Source organism: Burkholderia sp. BKH01, assembly GCF_025685725.1.
Taxonomy (GTDB): Bacteria; Pseudomonadota; Gammaproteobacteria; order Burkholderiales; family Burkholderiaceae; genus Burkholderia; species Burkholderia pyrrocinia_C.
In genome coordinates, this window is record NZ_JAOTQT010000017.1 from 135,410 (window position 1) to 148,274 (window position 12,865).

8 protein-coding genes and 2 tRNA genes are annotated in these 12,865 nt (G+C 66.7%); 5 read left to right on the forward strand and 5 right to left on the reverse strand.

The window, feature by feature from the left end; all coding sequences use genetic code 11:
• The first annotated feature begins 188 nt into the window (after nt 1-188).
• The 4 genes from lon (at nt 189) to OEJ37_RS23410 (ending at nt 5,066) form a co-directional block, all read left to right on the forward strand.
• A complete protein-coding gene (gene lon / locus OEJ37_RS23395; RefSeq protein ID WP_152857538.1) occupies nt 189-2,612 on the forward strand; it encodes an endopeptidase La in 2,424 nt (807 codons plus the stop codon).
• Between the two features lie 206 nt (nt 2,613-2,818).
• Nucleotides 2,819-2,894 (forward strand) — tRNA-Val (locus tag OEJ37_RS23400).
• A 23-nt stretch (nt 2,895-2,917) separates the two neighbouring features.
• Nucleotides 2,918-2,994 (forward strand) — tRNA-Asp (locus OEJ37_RS23405).
• Nucleotides 2,995-3,131: 137 nt separating this feature from the next.
• Nucleotides 3,132-5,066, forward strand: a complete 1,935-nt coding sequence (locus OEJ37_RS23410; RefSeq protein ID WP_263346007.1) for a SurA N-terminal domain-containing protein — start codon at nt 3,132-3,134, stop codon at nt 5,064-5,066.
• Nucleotides 5,067-5,140: 74 nt separating this feature from the next.
• Here the strand turns inward: OEJ37_RS23410 and OEJ37_RS23415 are convergent.
• Nucleotides 5,141-6,501 (reverse strand): IS3-like element ISBam1 family transposase gene (locus OEJ37_RS23415; protein WP_174422386.1). Its coding sequence is split into 2 segments (ribosomal slippage): nt 5,141-6,042 and nt 6,042-6,501, totalling 1,362 coding nucleotides; the frame shifts between segments, so codons are not numbered across the junction.
• A gap of 91 nt (nt 6,502-6,592) precedes the next feature.
• Complete coding sequence (locus OEJ37_RS23420) at nt 6,593-7,267, reverse strand: arylesterase (RefSeq protein ID WP_174422320.1); 675 nt, start codon at nt 7,265-7,267, stop codon at nt 6,593-6,595.
• Between OEJ37_RS23420 and OEJ37_RS23425 the strand changes: the two genes are divergently transcribed.
• Nucleotides 7,266-7,979, forward strand: coding sequence for an ABC transporter ATP-binding protein (locus OEJ37_RS23425; RefSeq protein ID WP_263346012.1), 714 nt, complete (start codon nt 7,266-7,268; stop codon nt 7,977-7,979). The two genes, OEJ37_RS23420 and OEJ37_RS23425, sit on opposite strands and share 2 nt — an antisense overlap.
• A 60-nt stretch (nt 7,980-8,039) precedes the next feature.
• On the opposite strand, the gene pgi is transcribed toward OEJ37_RS23425, so the two are convergent.
• From pgi to OEJ37_RS23440, 3 genes are all read right to left on the reverse strand, one after another.
• Nucleotides 8,040-9,662, reverse strand: a complete 1,623-nt coding sequence (gene pgi, locus OEJ37_RS23430; protein WP_263346015.1) for a glucose-6-phosphate isomerase — start codon at nt 9,660-9,662, stop codon at nt 8,040-8,042.
• Between the two features lie 111 nt (nt 9,663-9,773).
• Nucleotides 9,774-11,321: an NAD(P)H-hydrate dehydratase gene (locus OEJ37_RS23435; protein WP_263346018.1), complete on the reverse strand. Its 1,548-nt coding sequence runs from the start codon at nt 11,319-11,321 to the stop codon at nt 9,774-9,776.
• Between the two features lie 53 nt (nt 11,322-11,374).
• Complete coding sequence (locus tag OEJ37_RS23440; RefSeq protein WP_263346021.1) at nt 11,375-12,676, reverse strand: FAD-dependent oxidoreductase; 1,302 nt, start codon at nt 12,674-12,676, stop codon at nt 11,375-11,377.
• Nucleotides 12,677-12,865: the final 189 nt, after the last annotated feature.

A 12,865-nucleotide genomic window follows, 5' to 3' on the forward strand; every position in this document is an offset into this window, starting at 1 on the left:
CGACGATGTTCTGCGAAAAAGGCCGTTCATGAGACCGTGGGCGGCTTTTTTTCGTTTATCTTGTGGGTAACTCTGACTCGACACGCGGTGGTTACTTTCTTACCGAATATTTCCCGCACTTGAAGGCTTGCAATTCGTTGTGGCGGCCTCAATTACCGAACAATTGATTCCACTCATGGGGAAATGAAATGTCAGGCACCCAACTTCTCCCGCCGGAACGCATCACGCTCCCGCTGCTGCCGCTGCGGGATGTCGTCGTTTTCCCGCACATGGTGATTCCGCTCTTCGTGGGCCGGCCGAAATCGATCAAGGCCCTCGAAGCAGCGATGGAAGGCGGCAAGCACATCATGCTCGTCGCCCAGAAAACCGCGGCCAAGGACGAACCGACCGAAAAGGACATGTACGAGGTCGGTTGCATCGCCAACATCCTGCAGATGCTGAAGCTGCCGGACGGCACCGTGAAGGTGCTCGTCGAGGGCCTGCAGCGCGCGAAGGCGTTGTCGATCGAAGAACAGGAGACGCAGTTCTCCTGCGACGTGATGCCGCTCGAGCCGGATCATGCCGACAGCGCCGAAACGGAAGCGCTGCGCCGCGCGATCGTGTCGCAGTTCGACCAGTACGTGAAGCTGAACAAGAAGATCCCGCCGGAGATCCTCACGTCGCTGTCGGGCATCGACGAAGCAGGCCGCCTCGCCGACATGATCGCCGAGCGCCTGCCGCTGAAGCTCGACCAGAAGCAGCACATCCTCGAGATGTTCCCGGTCATCGAGCGCCTCGAGCACCTGCTCGCGCAGCTCGAAGCCGAGATCGACATCCTGCAGGTCGAAAAGCGCATCCGCGGGCGCGTGAAGCGCCAGATGGAAAAGAGCCAGCGCGAGTACTACCTGAACGAGCAGGTCAAGGCGATCCAGAAGGAACTGGGCGAAGGCGAAGAGGGTGCCGATCTCGAGGAACTCGAGAAGCGCATCAACGCCGCGCGCATGCCGAAGGAAGCCAAGAAGAAGGCCGATGCCGAGCTGAAGAAGCTGAAGCTGATGTCGCCGATGTCGGCGGAAGCGACCGTCGTGCGCAACTACATCGACACGCTGATCGGCCTGCCGTGGCGCAAGAAGAGCAAGGTCAACAACGACCTGTCGAACGCCGAGCAGGTGCTCGACGAGGATCACTTCGGCCTCGAGAAGGTCAAGGAACGTATCCTCGAGTACCTCGCGGTGCAACAGCGCGTCGACAAGGTCAAGGCGCCGATCCTGTGCCTCGTCGGGCCCCCGGGCGTCGGCAAGACCTCGCTCGGCCAGTCGATCGCCCGTGCGACGAACCGCAAGTTCGTCCGGATGGCGCTCGGCGGCGTGCGTGACGAAGCCGAGATCCGCGGCCACCGCCGTACGTATATCGGTTCGATGCCGGGCAAGATCCTGCAGAGCCTCACGAAGGTCGGCGTGCGCAATCCGCTCTTCCTGCTCGACGAAGTCGACAAGATGGGCATGGATTTCCGCGGCGATCCGTCGTCGGCGCTGCTCGAAGTGCTCGATCCCGAACAGAACCACACGTTCGCCGACCACTACATCGAGGTCGACTTCGACCTGTCGGACGTGATGTTCGTCGCGACGTCGAACTCGCTGAACATCCCGCCGCCGCTGCTAGACCGGATGGAAGTGATCCGTCTGTCGGGCTACACGGAAGACGAGAAGGTCAGCATCGCGCAGCGTTACCTGCTGCCGAAGCAGAAGAAGAACAACGGGCTGAAGGAAGGCGAGATCGACGTTGCCGAACAGGCGATCCGCGACATCATCCGCTACTACACGCGCGAAGCCGGTGTGCGTTCGCTCGAGCGGGAAGTGTCGAAGATCTGCCGCAAGGTCGTGAAGATGCTGCTGCTGAAGAAGGCATCGGGCGCGGTCAAGGTCGATGGCGAGAACCTCGATACGTTCCTCGGCGTGCGCAAGTACGACTTCGGCCTCGCGGCGAAGGAAAACCAGGTCGGTCAGGTGACGGGCCTCGCGTGGACGGAAGTCGGCGGCGACCTGCTGACGATCGAAGCCGCGGTGATGCCGGGCAAGGGCAACGTGATCCGCACGGGTTCGCTCGGCGACGTGATGAAGGAGTCGGTCGAGGCGGCGCGTTCGGTCGTGCGCTCGCGGTCGCGTCGTCTGGGCATCAAGGACGAGGCGTTCGAGAAGCAGGACATCCACATCCACGTGCCGGAAGGCGCGACGCCGAAGGACGGTCCGTCCGCCGGCGGTGCGATGACGACCGCGCTGGTGTCGGTGCTGACGGGTATCCCCGTGCGTGCCGATGTCGCGATGACGGGCGAAATCACGTTGCGTGGCGAAGTGCTGCCGATCGGCGGGCTGAAGGAAAAGCTGCTGGCTGCGCATCGCGGCGGCATCAAGCTCGTGCTGATCCCGGAAGAGAACGTGAAGGATCTCGCGGACATTCCGGACAACGTGAAGAACGCGATCGAGATCGTGCCGGTCCGCTGGATCGACAAGGTGCTGGAGCTCGCGCTCGAGCGTTCGCCGACTCCGCTGCCGCCGGAAGAAGAAGCGAAGGCAGCAGCGCCGGTCGGCGACGCGGCGAAGGATGCCGGCTCGACGGAAGTCGTCAAGCACTGAGTGCCTGAACGCCGTCCTTCCTGACGGTTGTTCACGAAACCCGCGGCGTGTCCGCGGGTTTTTTTATGTGCGCCGGAATCATGAGCGGGCGCGGAAGAAAAAAATTCGCATCCGGGCTTGGCAAAATGATCGGGCATGAATTAAACTTGCGGGCTCGCTGATTGTTGATGCGGAAACGCAGATCGCAGTCAGAACGAATCGGGAACGGGTGCTTAGCTCAGCTGGTAGAGCGGCGCCCTTACAAGGCGTAGGTCGGGGGTTCGAACCCCTCAGCACCCACCAGTTTTCTGATTCAGCCAGACCAAGGAGCGGTAGTTCAGTCGGTTAGAATACCGGCCTGTCACGCCGGGGGTCGCGGGTTCGAGTCCCGTCCGCTCCGCCAGAAGATGAAGAAGCCCGCCTTGCGCGGGCTTTTTCATTTGCGTTTTCGGTTGCGTTCGCTCGCTGCACGTCTGCTTTTCTCCCGTCCCACCCCGTATGTTGTAATATCGGTCGTTTTGTCCAATTTTCCCGTCACGCATGCTCGATTTCTTCCGTAATCACCAGCGCCTGATGATGGCGCTCCTGCTCCTGATCGTGTTGCCGGGGCTGGGTTTCGTCGGGATCCAAGGCTTCCGCGGCTTCTTCGACGACAGTGCGAACGTCGCGGCGGTCAACGGGCACAAGATCACGCGGGTCGAATTCGACGGCGCGTTCCGCCAGCAGATCGACCAGGCGCGCCAGGCGCTCGGTGGGCAGTTCGACATCAAGATGTTCGATACGCCCGAGCATCGCAAGCAGGTGCTCGACGGCCTGATCCAGCAGCGCGTGCTGGCCGATGAGACGCAACGTCTGCACCTGACCGCGTCCGACAATGCGGTGCGCGACGCGCTGATGAGCGACCCGATGATCGCGTCGCTGAAGAAGCCCGACGGTTCGATCGACGTCGAGCGTTATGCGCAGCTGCTGTCGTTCCAGGGGATGACACCCGAGCAGTACCAGGAGCGCGTGCGCTACAGCCTCGCGCTGCAGCAGATTCCGGCCAGCATCGTGTCGAGCGCGTTCACGCCGAAGAGCCTCGCGCAACGCCTGTCCGAACTCGCCGCGCAGCAGCGTGAAGTGCAGGCGCTCGTGCTGAAGACGAGCGACTTCGCATCGAAGGTCCAGCCGACCGACGCGCAGCTCGCCGCGTACTACGACGCGCACAAGCAGAGCTTCGCGACGCCCGAGACCGCGACGATCCAGTACCTCGTCTATTCGCCGGCCGCGGCGGCCGCAGGCGCGCAGCCGACCGATGCGGACATCAAGAAGTTCTACGACGACAACCCGACGCACTTCCGCACCGAAGCGCAGGTGCGCGTGAGCCACATCTTCATCGCCGCGGCGAGCAGCGCAAGCGCGGCCGACAAGGCGGCCGCGAAGACGAAGGCCGAGCAACTGCTCGCCGACGTGAAGGCGCATCCGGACCAGTTCGCGCAGATCGCGCAGAAGGGCTCCCAGGACGCGCCGTCGGCCGCGAAGGGCGGCGACCTCGGCTTCATCACGCGCGGCTCGACGGCGGGCGGCAAGGCGTTCGACGATGCCGCGTTCGCGCTCAAGCAGGGCGACGTGAGCGGTGTCGTGCAGTCGGATCTCGGCTTCCACATCCTGAAGGCGACCGAAGTGAAGCCGGCGGCCGTCAAGCCGTTCGCGGAAGTGAAGGACCAGATCGCAACCGACCTGAAGCAGCAGTACGCATCGAAGGCGTTCACGGACAACGCGGAAGGCTTCACGTCGACCGTCTACGAAAAGGCGAAGACGCTGCAACCGGCCGCGGACAAGTACAAGCTGACGATCCAGACGGCCGCCGTCACGCCGACGCCGAATCCGCAACTGCCGCCGACGAGCCCGCTGAACAATCCGAAGTTCCTGGCCGCCGTGTTCGCGAACGACTCGGTGAAGAACCAGAACAACACGCAGGCGATCGACGTCGGCAACAACACGCTGATCTCGGCGCGCGTAACCGACTACAAGCCGGCCGCCGTGCCCGCGCTCGACGCGGTCAAGGACGTCGTGCGCCAGAAGGTCGTTGCCGAGCAGGCCGCGGAACTCGCGAAGAAGGACGGTGCGGCGAAGCTCGCCGAACTGCAGAAATCCAAGTCGACCGACGGGTTCGCGGCCGTGCAGAAGGTGTCGCGCACGCAGTCGCAGGGCTTCACGCCGGCCGCGCTGAGCGCCGTCTACAAGGTCGATGCGAAGACGCTGCCGGCCTACGTCGGTGTCGATCTCGGCGCGGACGGCTACGCGATCTACCGCGTGAACGCGGTGATCCCGGGCACGGCCGTCGATCCGCAGCAACTGGCGGCCGCGCAGCAGCAGATGGCGCAGGTCGACGCGCAAAGCGAAGGCGAAGCGTATCTCGCCGCGCTGCGCGATCGCTCGAAAGTGAAGCAGTACGGGACGACGACCAGCCAGTCGCAGGACGGCGGCAACTGAGTATCGTTTCGCACGCAACGACAAAAAGCCCCGCTTCGTGAACTGACCCCGTAAAGTTGGACGGGTTATGACGGCTAGGGCTGAGAGGGCTGAGTTCTGTATTGCACGGGACTCAGCCCTTTTAGTTTCAGTTTGATGCGGTCGTGATTGTAGTAGTGGATGTAGCTTGCCAAGCCGGATTGCAGTTCGTCCAGGTTGCGGAACCGATTCAGATGGAAGAACTCGGATTTCAGCGTGCCGAAGAAGCTCTCCATGGCGGCGTTGTCCAGGCAATTCCCTTTACGCGACATGCTTTGCGTGAGCGCTCGTTGCTGCAGTAGGCGGCGATACGCTGGCATCTGGTACTGCCAGCCCTGATCCGAATGCAAGAGAGGCCGCTCGTGTGACTTCAAGCGCGCCAATGCCTTGCGAAGCATTGCGCTGACCATCTCGAACGCCGGGCGCCTCGCGGTTTCATAAGCAATGATCTCGCCGTTGTACAGATCGAGCACTGGTGACAGGTACAGCTTCTGGCCGCCCACGTTGAATTCCGTGACATCCGTTACCCACTTCTCGTTCGGACGCTTTGCGTAGAACCGACGCTGTAAAACATGAGGTGCAACACGTCCGACGCTACCTTTGTAGGAGCGGTATTTCTTCGGGCGCACACAAGACTTCAGCCGCAACTCGCCCATCAGACGCGCCACAGTCTTGTGGTTAATCACCTGTCCCAGATTACGTAGAGCGAGCGTGATGCGTCGATAGCCGTAGCGGCCCTTGTGCCGTTCGAACAGCGAGCAGATTCTCGCCCTTGTATCGGCATACTTGTCGGCTGCTCCGAGCAATTTCTGATGATAGTAGAACGTGCTGCGCGCCAAGCCGGCAACCTTCAACAAGCCCGCAAGCGGATATTGCTGCCTTAGCTCGAGCACGATTTGCGCTTTTTGCGTTGCGCTGATCGCTGCTGCGCTTGAGCCAAGGCTTCGAGCTTTTTTAGGTACGCGTTCTCCATGCGCAGGAAGTTCAACTCGTCGAGTAGTTCCTGTCGGGAGCGCGTATCGTCCTCGGGTAGCGGCGGTGGCGTGATCGGTGGCTTGGGCATCTTTCTGGGGCGCCCCCGCTGGCGCGGCGACAGTGCGTCTATACCGCCTTCATCATACTGGCGTTTCCACTGGCCGATGGCCGTACGGTTCCTAATGTTGAAGCGTGCAGCCGTCTCACGCGCTGACAACCCCTCGCTACGCATTTGCTGCAGTACAAGCAACTTGAACTCTGCGCTGTAGCGCTCGCACTTCTTCTTCAAGCCTGCCGGACCATGTATGCGATGGGCCGCCACCCACTTGCGGATCGTCGCCTCATCGACGCCGTGGCGCTTGGACATCTCACGGAACCCAGCGTGGCCGGACTCGTACTCCTCTGCAATGGATACCTTGAACTGCTCCGTGTACTTGCTCATGAAAAACACCCCAAAGGTTGGATCGATGTCCAACTTTTGGGGGGCAGTTCATCGAGCGGGGCTTTCTGTTTTCCGGCGGGGCGGTATGTCGTCAGCCGCGCGGCTTGCCGAGCAGCGGCTTCAGTGCCGGCCACACGTTGTCGAGCAGAATGCCCTGCGCCTGCTGCGCGGGATGCATCTGGTCGGCCTGGAACATCTCGGGCTTGTTCTCGATGCCGGCCAGCAGGAACGGCACGAGCGGCACGCCGAGATCCTTCGACAGCCGCGTATAGACGGCATGGAACTTCTGCGTGTAGTCGGGGCCGTAATTGGGCGGCACGTACATGCCGACCAGCACGACCTTTGCCTGTGCGTGCCGTGCGCCGGCGATGATGTCGCGCAGGTTCTGCTCGGTCGTCGCGAGCGGCACGCCGCGCAGCGCATCGTTCGAACCGAGCTCGACGACGACGATCGACGGCTTGAGCCGCTGCAGCACCGCGGGCAGCCGCGCGCGGCCGCCGCTCGTGGTGTCGCCGCTGACGCTGGCGTTCGCGACGCTATAATCGATTCGCTCGGTGGTGAGCCGCTGCCGCAGCAGCGCAACCCAGCCCGTGTCGCGCGGCAGCCCGTATTCGGCCGACAGGCTGTCGCCGAGCACGACGATCACAGGCTGGCCCGATGTCGGGGCCGGCGCCGTCGCGGCGCGTGCGGGCGCGCTTGCGGCCAGCAGCGTGCCCAGCAGCGCGGCGAGCGCCGCGCGTCTTTTCCAGCGGAATGTCGTGTCCATGTTCAAGATTACCGATCCGATCATCGAAGTCCATGACGTATGCAAGCGGGTCGCCGACGCAACGGGCGAGCTGACGATCCTCGACGGCATCACGCTCGCCGTGCGGCCGGGCAGCAGCCTCGCGATCGTCGGCGCGTCGGGGTCGGGCAAATCGACGCTGCTCGGCCTGCTTGCGGGGTTGGACAGCGCGACGAGCGGCACGGTTCGCCTGCTCGGCCGCGCGCTCGACCAGCTCGACGAGGACGAGCGCGCCGCGCTGCGCAACGGCGCAGTCGGGTTCGTATTCCAGTCGTTCCAGTTGATGCCGCACCTGACGGCGCTCGAGAACGTGATGCTGCCGCTCGAACTGCGGGGCGGCATCAGCGCGCGCGATGCGGCCGACCGCGCACGGGCGCTGCTCGCGCAGGTCGGCCTCGGCGAACGCACCGCGCATTATCCGAAGCTGCTGTCGGGTGGCGAGCAGCAGCGCGTCGCACTTGCGCGCGCCTTCGTCACGCGCCCGGCGATCCTGTTTGCCGACGAGCCGACCGGCAGCCTCGACGCGGCGACGGGCCACGCGGTCATCGACCTGATGTTCGAACTGAACCGCACGCACGGCGCAACGCTCGTGCTCGTCACGCACGATGCCGAACTCGCGCGCCGCTGCGCGACGACCGTGACGCTCGACGCCGGGCACATCGTCGAGCCGCGCGCGGCGCAGCGCGGCGCCTGAATTTTTCTGCCGGCCGCGCAGGTCGTACTGCGCAGCGGGCGTGCGCATGACGCCGTCGCGTCAGCGCTTGAGCGCCGCGCGAGCGCGTTCGATCAGCGCCGTGGTCGACGAGTCGTGCTTCGCTGGGTCGACCGACTCGGCCGACAGGTCGGCTTCGACAACCTTGCCGAGAATCTTGCCGAGCTCGACGCCCCACTGGTCGAACGGATTGATGTCCCACACCGTCGCCTGCACGAGCACCTTGTGTTCGTAAAGCGCGATCAGCGCGCCGAGCGTGCGCGGCGTCAGCGCATCGACGAGCAGCGTCGTCGTCGGGCGGTTGCCGGGGAACGTCAGGTGCGGCGCGAGCGCTTCCTTGCCGGGCCCGGCGACCTTGCGCGCTTCGTCGAGCGTGCGGCCGAGCATCAGCGCCTCGCTCTGCGCGAAGCAGTTCGCGAGCAGCTTCGGATGATGGCTCGCGAGCGGATGCTCGGGCGTCAGCACCGCGATGAAGTCGATCGGCACGATCGTCGGCCCCTGGTGCAGCATCTGGAAGAACGCGTGCTGGCCGTTGGTGCCCGGCTCGCCCCACGTGACGGCGGACGTCGGGTAGTCGACGAAGGTGCCGTCCAGGCGTGCGGATTTGCCGTTGCTCTCCATTTCGAGCTGCTGCAGGTACGACGGCAGGTAGTGCAGCGCTTCCGAATACGGCGCGACGAGATAGCTCTGCGAGCCGAAGAAATTCCGATACCAGATGCCGATCAGGCCGAGCAGCACCGGCAGGTTGCGCTCGAGCGGCGCCTCGCGGAAATGGCGGTCCATGTCGTTCGCGCCGGCCAGCAGCGCGTCGAACTGCTCGGGGCCGATCGCGATCATGATCGACAGGCCGACCGCCGACCACAGCGAATAGCGGCCACCGACCCAGTCCCACATTTCGAACACGTTGTCCGCGGCGATGCCGAACTTCACCACTTCGGCCGGGTTTGCCGACACGCCGACGAAGTGCTTCGCGAGCGCGTCCTCGGGGCAGCCGCGCGCGACGAACCAGTCGCGCAGCGAGCGTGCGTTCGTCATCGTCTCGAGCGTCGTGAAGGTCTTCGACACGATGATCGCGAGCGTTTCCTCGGGATCGACCTGTTCGAGCACGCGCGCGAGATCGGCGCCGTCGACGTTCGATACGAAGTGGGTCGAGATGTCGGGCGTCGCGACGTGGTGCAGCGCATGCACGACCATCTTCGGCCCGAGATCGGAGCCGCCGATGCCGATGTTGATCACATGGCGGATGCGCTTGCCCGTGTAGCCCGTCCACGTGCCGCTGCGCACGGCGCGCGCGAAGGTCGCCATCTTCGCGCGCTCGGCGCTCACCTGCGCGTGGAACGGCGCTTGCGGGTCGGTCGCGCGCAGCGCGGTGTGCAGCGCGGCGCGGCCTTCGGTCGGGTTGACGATCTCGCCCGCGAACATCGCGTCGCGGCGCGTTTCGACGCCCGCGTCGCGCGCGAGTTGCACGAGCAGGCGCAGCGTTTCGTCGTTGATGCGGTTTTTCGAGAAATCGGCCGCGAGACCGGCGCCCGGGATCGTGAAACGTTCGGCGCGTGTCGGCACGCGGTCGTTTTCCGGCGCGAACCAGTCGCGCAACCGGGCGTGGCGGATCTGTTCGAAGTGGGATTGAAGGGCAGTCCAGGCGGGGAGCGAATTCAGCGTCATGGCGGTTCGAGTGAAGCGTGAATCGGGAGGAATGCCGCGCCGGCTCATCGGGATCGGGAGGCCGGCGGACGAGAGGGCCCGCCGTGCGGCGGGGCAGTCAGTATAGCGGCGTTATGTGTCGGCGCGCGGCGACGGATAAAAAAGGCGATTGATCAGCGTGCGCACCATCGGTGCGAGTTCGCCGGCCGTGAGCCCGGCCGGGCCGGTGCCGTGCGCGGTCAGAGTGTCGGCCGCGAGGCCGTGCAGGTAGACGCCCGCGAGTGCTGCTTCGACCGGCGTGACGCGCTGCGCGAGCAGTGCACCGATCAGGCCGCCGAGCACGTCGCCGGTGCCGCCGGTGGCGAGCGCCGCGTTGCCGGTCGGATTGATCGTCACGCGGCCGTCGGGTGCCGCAATCACCGTGCCCGAGCCTTTCAGCACGACGATGGCCGCATGGCGCGCGGCGAGCGCCTGCGCGGCAGCGACGCGGTCGCGCTGCACCGTCGCCGTGTCGCTGCCGAGCAGCCGCGCAGCCTCGAGCGGGTGCGGGGTCAGCACGCAGGGATTGCCGCGCGCGCCGCGCGTGGCGACGGCGGCCGCGAGGTCCGCGTGCGTCGCGACGAGGTTCAGCGCGTCGGCATCGAGCAGCGTCGCGGCATCGTGGGCGAGCACGTCGCGCACGAGCGTTGCCGCGGCCTCGCGCGTGCCGAGGCCGCAGCCGGCCGCAATCGCGGTCATCGCGCCGAGGTCGAGGTTATCGGCCGGATGCAGCATCAGTTCGGGGAACGGCGGGTCGTACGGCGGCGCGCCGGCGCCGAGGAAGCCGACGTGCACCTTGCCGGCGCCGGCGAACAGCGCGGCGCGCGCGGCCAGGATCGGCGCGCCGCACATGCCGGTGTCGCCGCCGAGCACCGCGAGGCTTCCGAAGGTGCCCTTGTGGGACGCGAACGCGCGCGCGGGCAGCGCCGCGGCGAATCGCGCGGGCGCATTCAGCACGATGGACGGCGCGGCGGGCGGCGCGACGTCGAGCGACGCGACGTCGATCTCGCCGGCGAGGTCGCGGCCGTCGCCCGTGTAGAGGCCCGGCTTCGCGCCGATGAAGGTGAGCGTATGCGTGGCCGCGACGGCGACGCCCGCGCCGACGATCCGGCCCGTATCGCTGTCGAGCCCGCTCGGCACGTCGAGTGCGAGTACACGACCGCCGCGCCGTGCATGCGCGGCAATGCGCGCGGCCTGCTCGGCGAACGCGCCGTCGAGCGCGCGGCCGAGACCGATGCCGAACAGCCCGTCGACGACCCAGGCGTAACCGTCCAGCGACGCGGGCGGCGTGGCCGACAGCGGGACGCCGGCCGCGCGCGCGAGGCCGAGCGCCCATTGCGCGTCGTCCGGCTTGACCGGCACCGGCATCCACGCCTGCGTCGCGACGCCGAGTTGCTGGAGCTGCGCGGCGGCAACCAGCGCGTCGCCGCCGTTGTTGCCGGGGCCGACCGCGAACCACACGGGGCGGTCGTCGCCGGCGACGCGCTCGGACAGCCAGCGCGCGGCGGCGGCACCCGCGCGGCCCATCAGCGTGTGCGGCGGCAGCGCCGCGGCTGCGTCGGCCTCGGCCGCGCGCAAGTCGGCGACGCGCAGCAGGGCGATCGGATCGGAATCGGGGAGCGGGTGGGTGGCGGTAGTCATCGCGGGATCGTGGCGGCTGGCAAGGATGCGGCCACGGGACGGTCCCGCGGCGGTCAGGTCGTGAAGCGCCCGGCGCGCAGTGCGGCGAGCGTGTCGGCGGGCCAGTGCTGCACGTCGCCGCCCAGGTAGTCGGCCACCACTTTAGCAGACCCGCACGCGAGCCCCCAGCCGGTCGGGCCGTGCCCGAAATTGACGAACACGCGCGGATGCGGGGTCGGACCCACGACGGGCAGGCCGTCCGGCGACAACAGTTGCGTGCCTTGCCACGACAGCGCGGCCGAGATCCTGGCGGCACCGGGCACCCAGTCGTGGACGGCCTGGCCGAGCAGCGCGAGCGCGGCCTCGGACAGCGGCTCGGCAAGCGGCTTCGCGGTGTCGGGCAGGCTCTGCAGCACGGCGCCGCCGCCGACGCGCAGCCGCTGGTGGGTGCGCGTGATCGAGATGCGTTTGATCGAATCGACGACGCTCAGGTGCGGCGCATGCTCTTCGTACGCGACCGGCGCGGTGAGCGTGTGGACCCGCACCGGGTGCAGCGGCAGGCGCCAGCCGAGCCGTTCGAGCAGCGGCAGGCTGCCGGCGCCGGCGGCGACCACGATCGCGTCGGCGGAAATCACGTCGACCTCGTGCGCCTTCGCCGCGTTTGGGTTGCCGGACGGTACGAGTTCGACCGCGGTGCGGCCGGTGTCGACGCGGATCGCGGCGACGTCCGCGCCGAAGCGGAACTGCACACCGTGCTCGTCGAGCGTCTGCTTGACCAGTTTCGTGAACAGCGGGCAGTTCCCGGTGCGCTCGGTCTCGAGCAGCACGCCGCCGGCGAAGCCGGGCTCGGCCGGCACCGACGGTTCGAGCGTCGCGCATTCTTCGGCGCTCAGCGTGCGGTACGGCTGGTCGAGCGTGCGCAGCAGGTCGAGCGCGGGCTGCATCGCTTCCCAGTCGCGCGGATCGCGCACCACGTGCAGGATGCCGGGCTTCTGTTCGAATTCGAGTTCGAGGCGCGCCTCGACGTCGGCGAGCGTGTCGCGCGACGCGTCGATCAGCGGGCGCAGCAGCGCGTACTGCGCGGCGAACGCGTCGGGCTCGCGCAGTGCGCCGAGCTGCTTGACGAAGCGGCGCACGCCGCCGTTGAAGCCCGGCTTGTAGACGATGCCGCTGTCGCGCGGCTGGCGCTGGCGCATGAAGGTCGGGCCGAACCAGACGTCGAGCGGGCTCGGCAGCAGCGCGCCGCCGTCGCCGTAGGTCGCGCCCTGCGCGACGGTCGCGTGGCGTTCGACCACGCACACGCGATGGCCGGCCGCGCGCAACTGGTAGGCGGTGGCGACGCCGCTGATTCCGCCGCCGATGACGATGACATCCATGGATTGCTTCGATGACGGGCGGCGCGCACGCCGCCCGGTGAGAATTTGCTGAGGGCTCCGGCCCGGTGAACCCGGAATGATAGCGCCAAAATCGCGGGAGCCGGCGTCGGGCGAGCGAGTACCGTGCGGCGCCGCCGCGGCCGCCGGCTGCCGCGCCAGCGCGGGCCGGCCCGGCGGGCGGCCGTGCAC

Coding starts and splice junctions, on each gene's coding strand:
- OEJ37_RS23425 (WP_263346012.1), top strand. CDS start 7,266: ATGTTCAAGATTACCGATCCGATCATCGAAGTCCATGACGTATGCAAG.
- OEJ37_RS23440 (WP_263346021.1), bottom strand. CDS start 12,676: ATGGATGTCATCGTCATCGGCGGCGGAATCAGCGGCGTCGCCACCGCC.
- OEJ37_RS23410 (WP_263346007.1), top strand. CDS start 3,132: ATGCTCGATTTCTTCCGTAATCACCAGCGCCTGATGATGGCGCTCCTG.
- OEJ37_RS23420 (WP_174422320.1), bottom strand. CDS start 7,267: ATGGACACGACATTCCGCTGGAAAAGACGCGCGGCGCTCGCCGCGCTG.
- lon (WP_152857538.1), top strand. CDS start 189: ATGTCAGGCACCCAACTTCTCCCGCCGGAACGCATCACGCTCCCGCTG.
- pgi (WP_263346015.1), bottom strand. CDS start 9,662: ATGACGCTGAATTCGCTCCCCGCCTGGACTGCCCTTCAATCCCACTTC.
- OEJ37_RS23435 (WP_263346018.1), bottom strand. CDS start 11,321: ATGACTACCGCCACCCACCCGCTCCCCGATTCCGATCCGATCGCCCTG.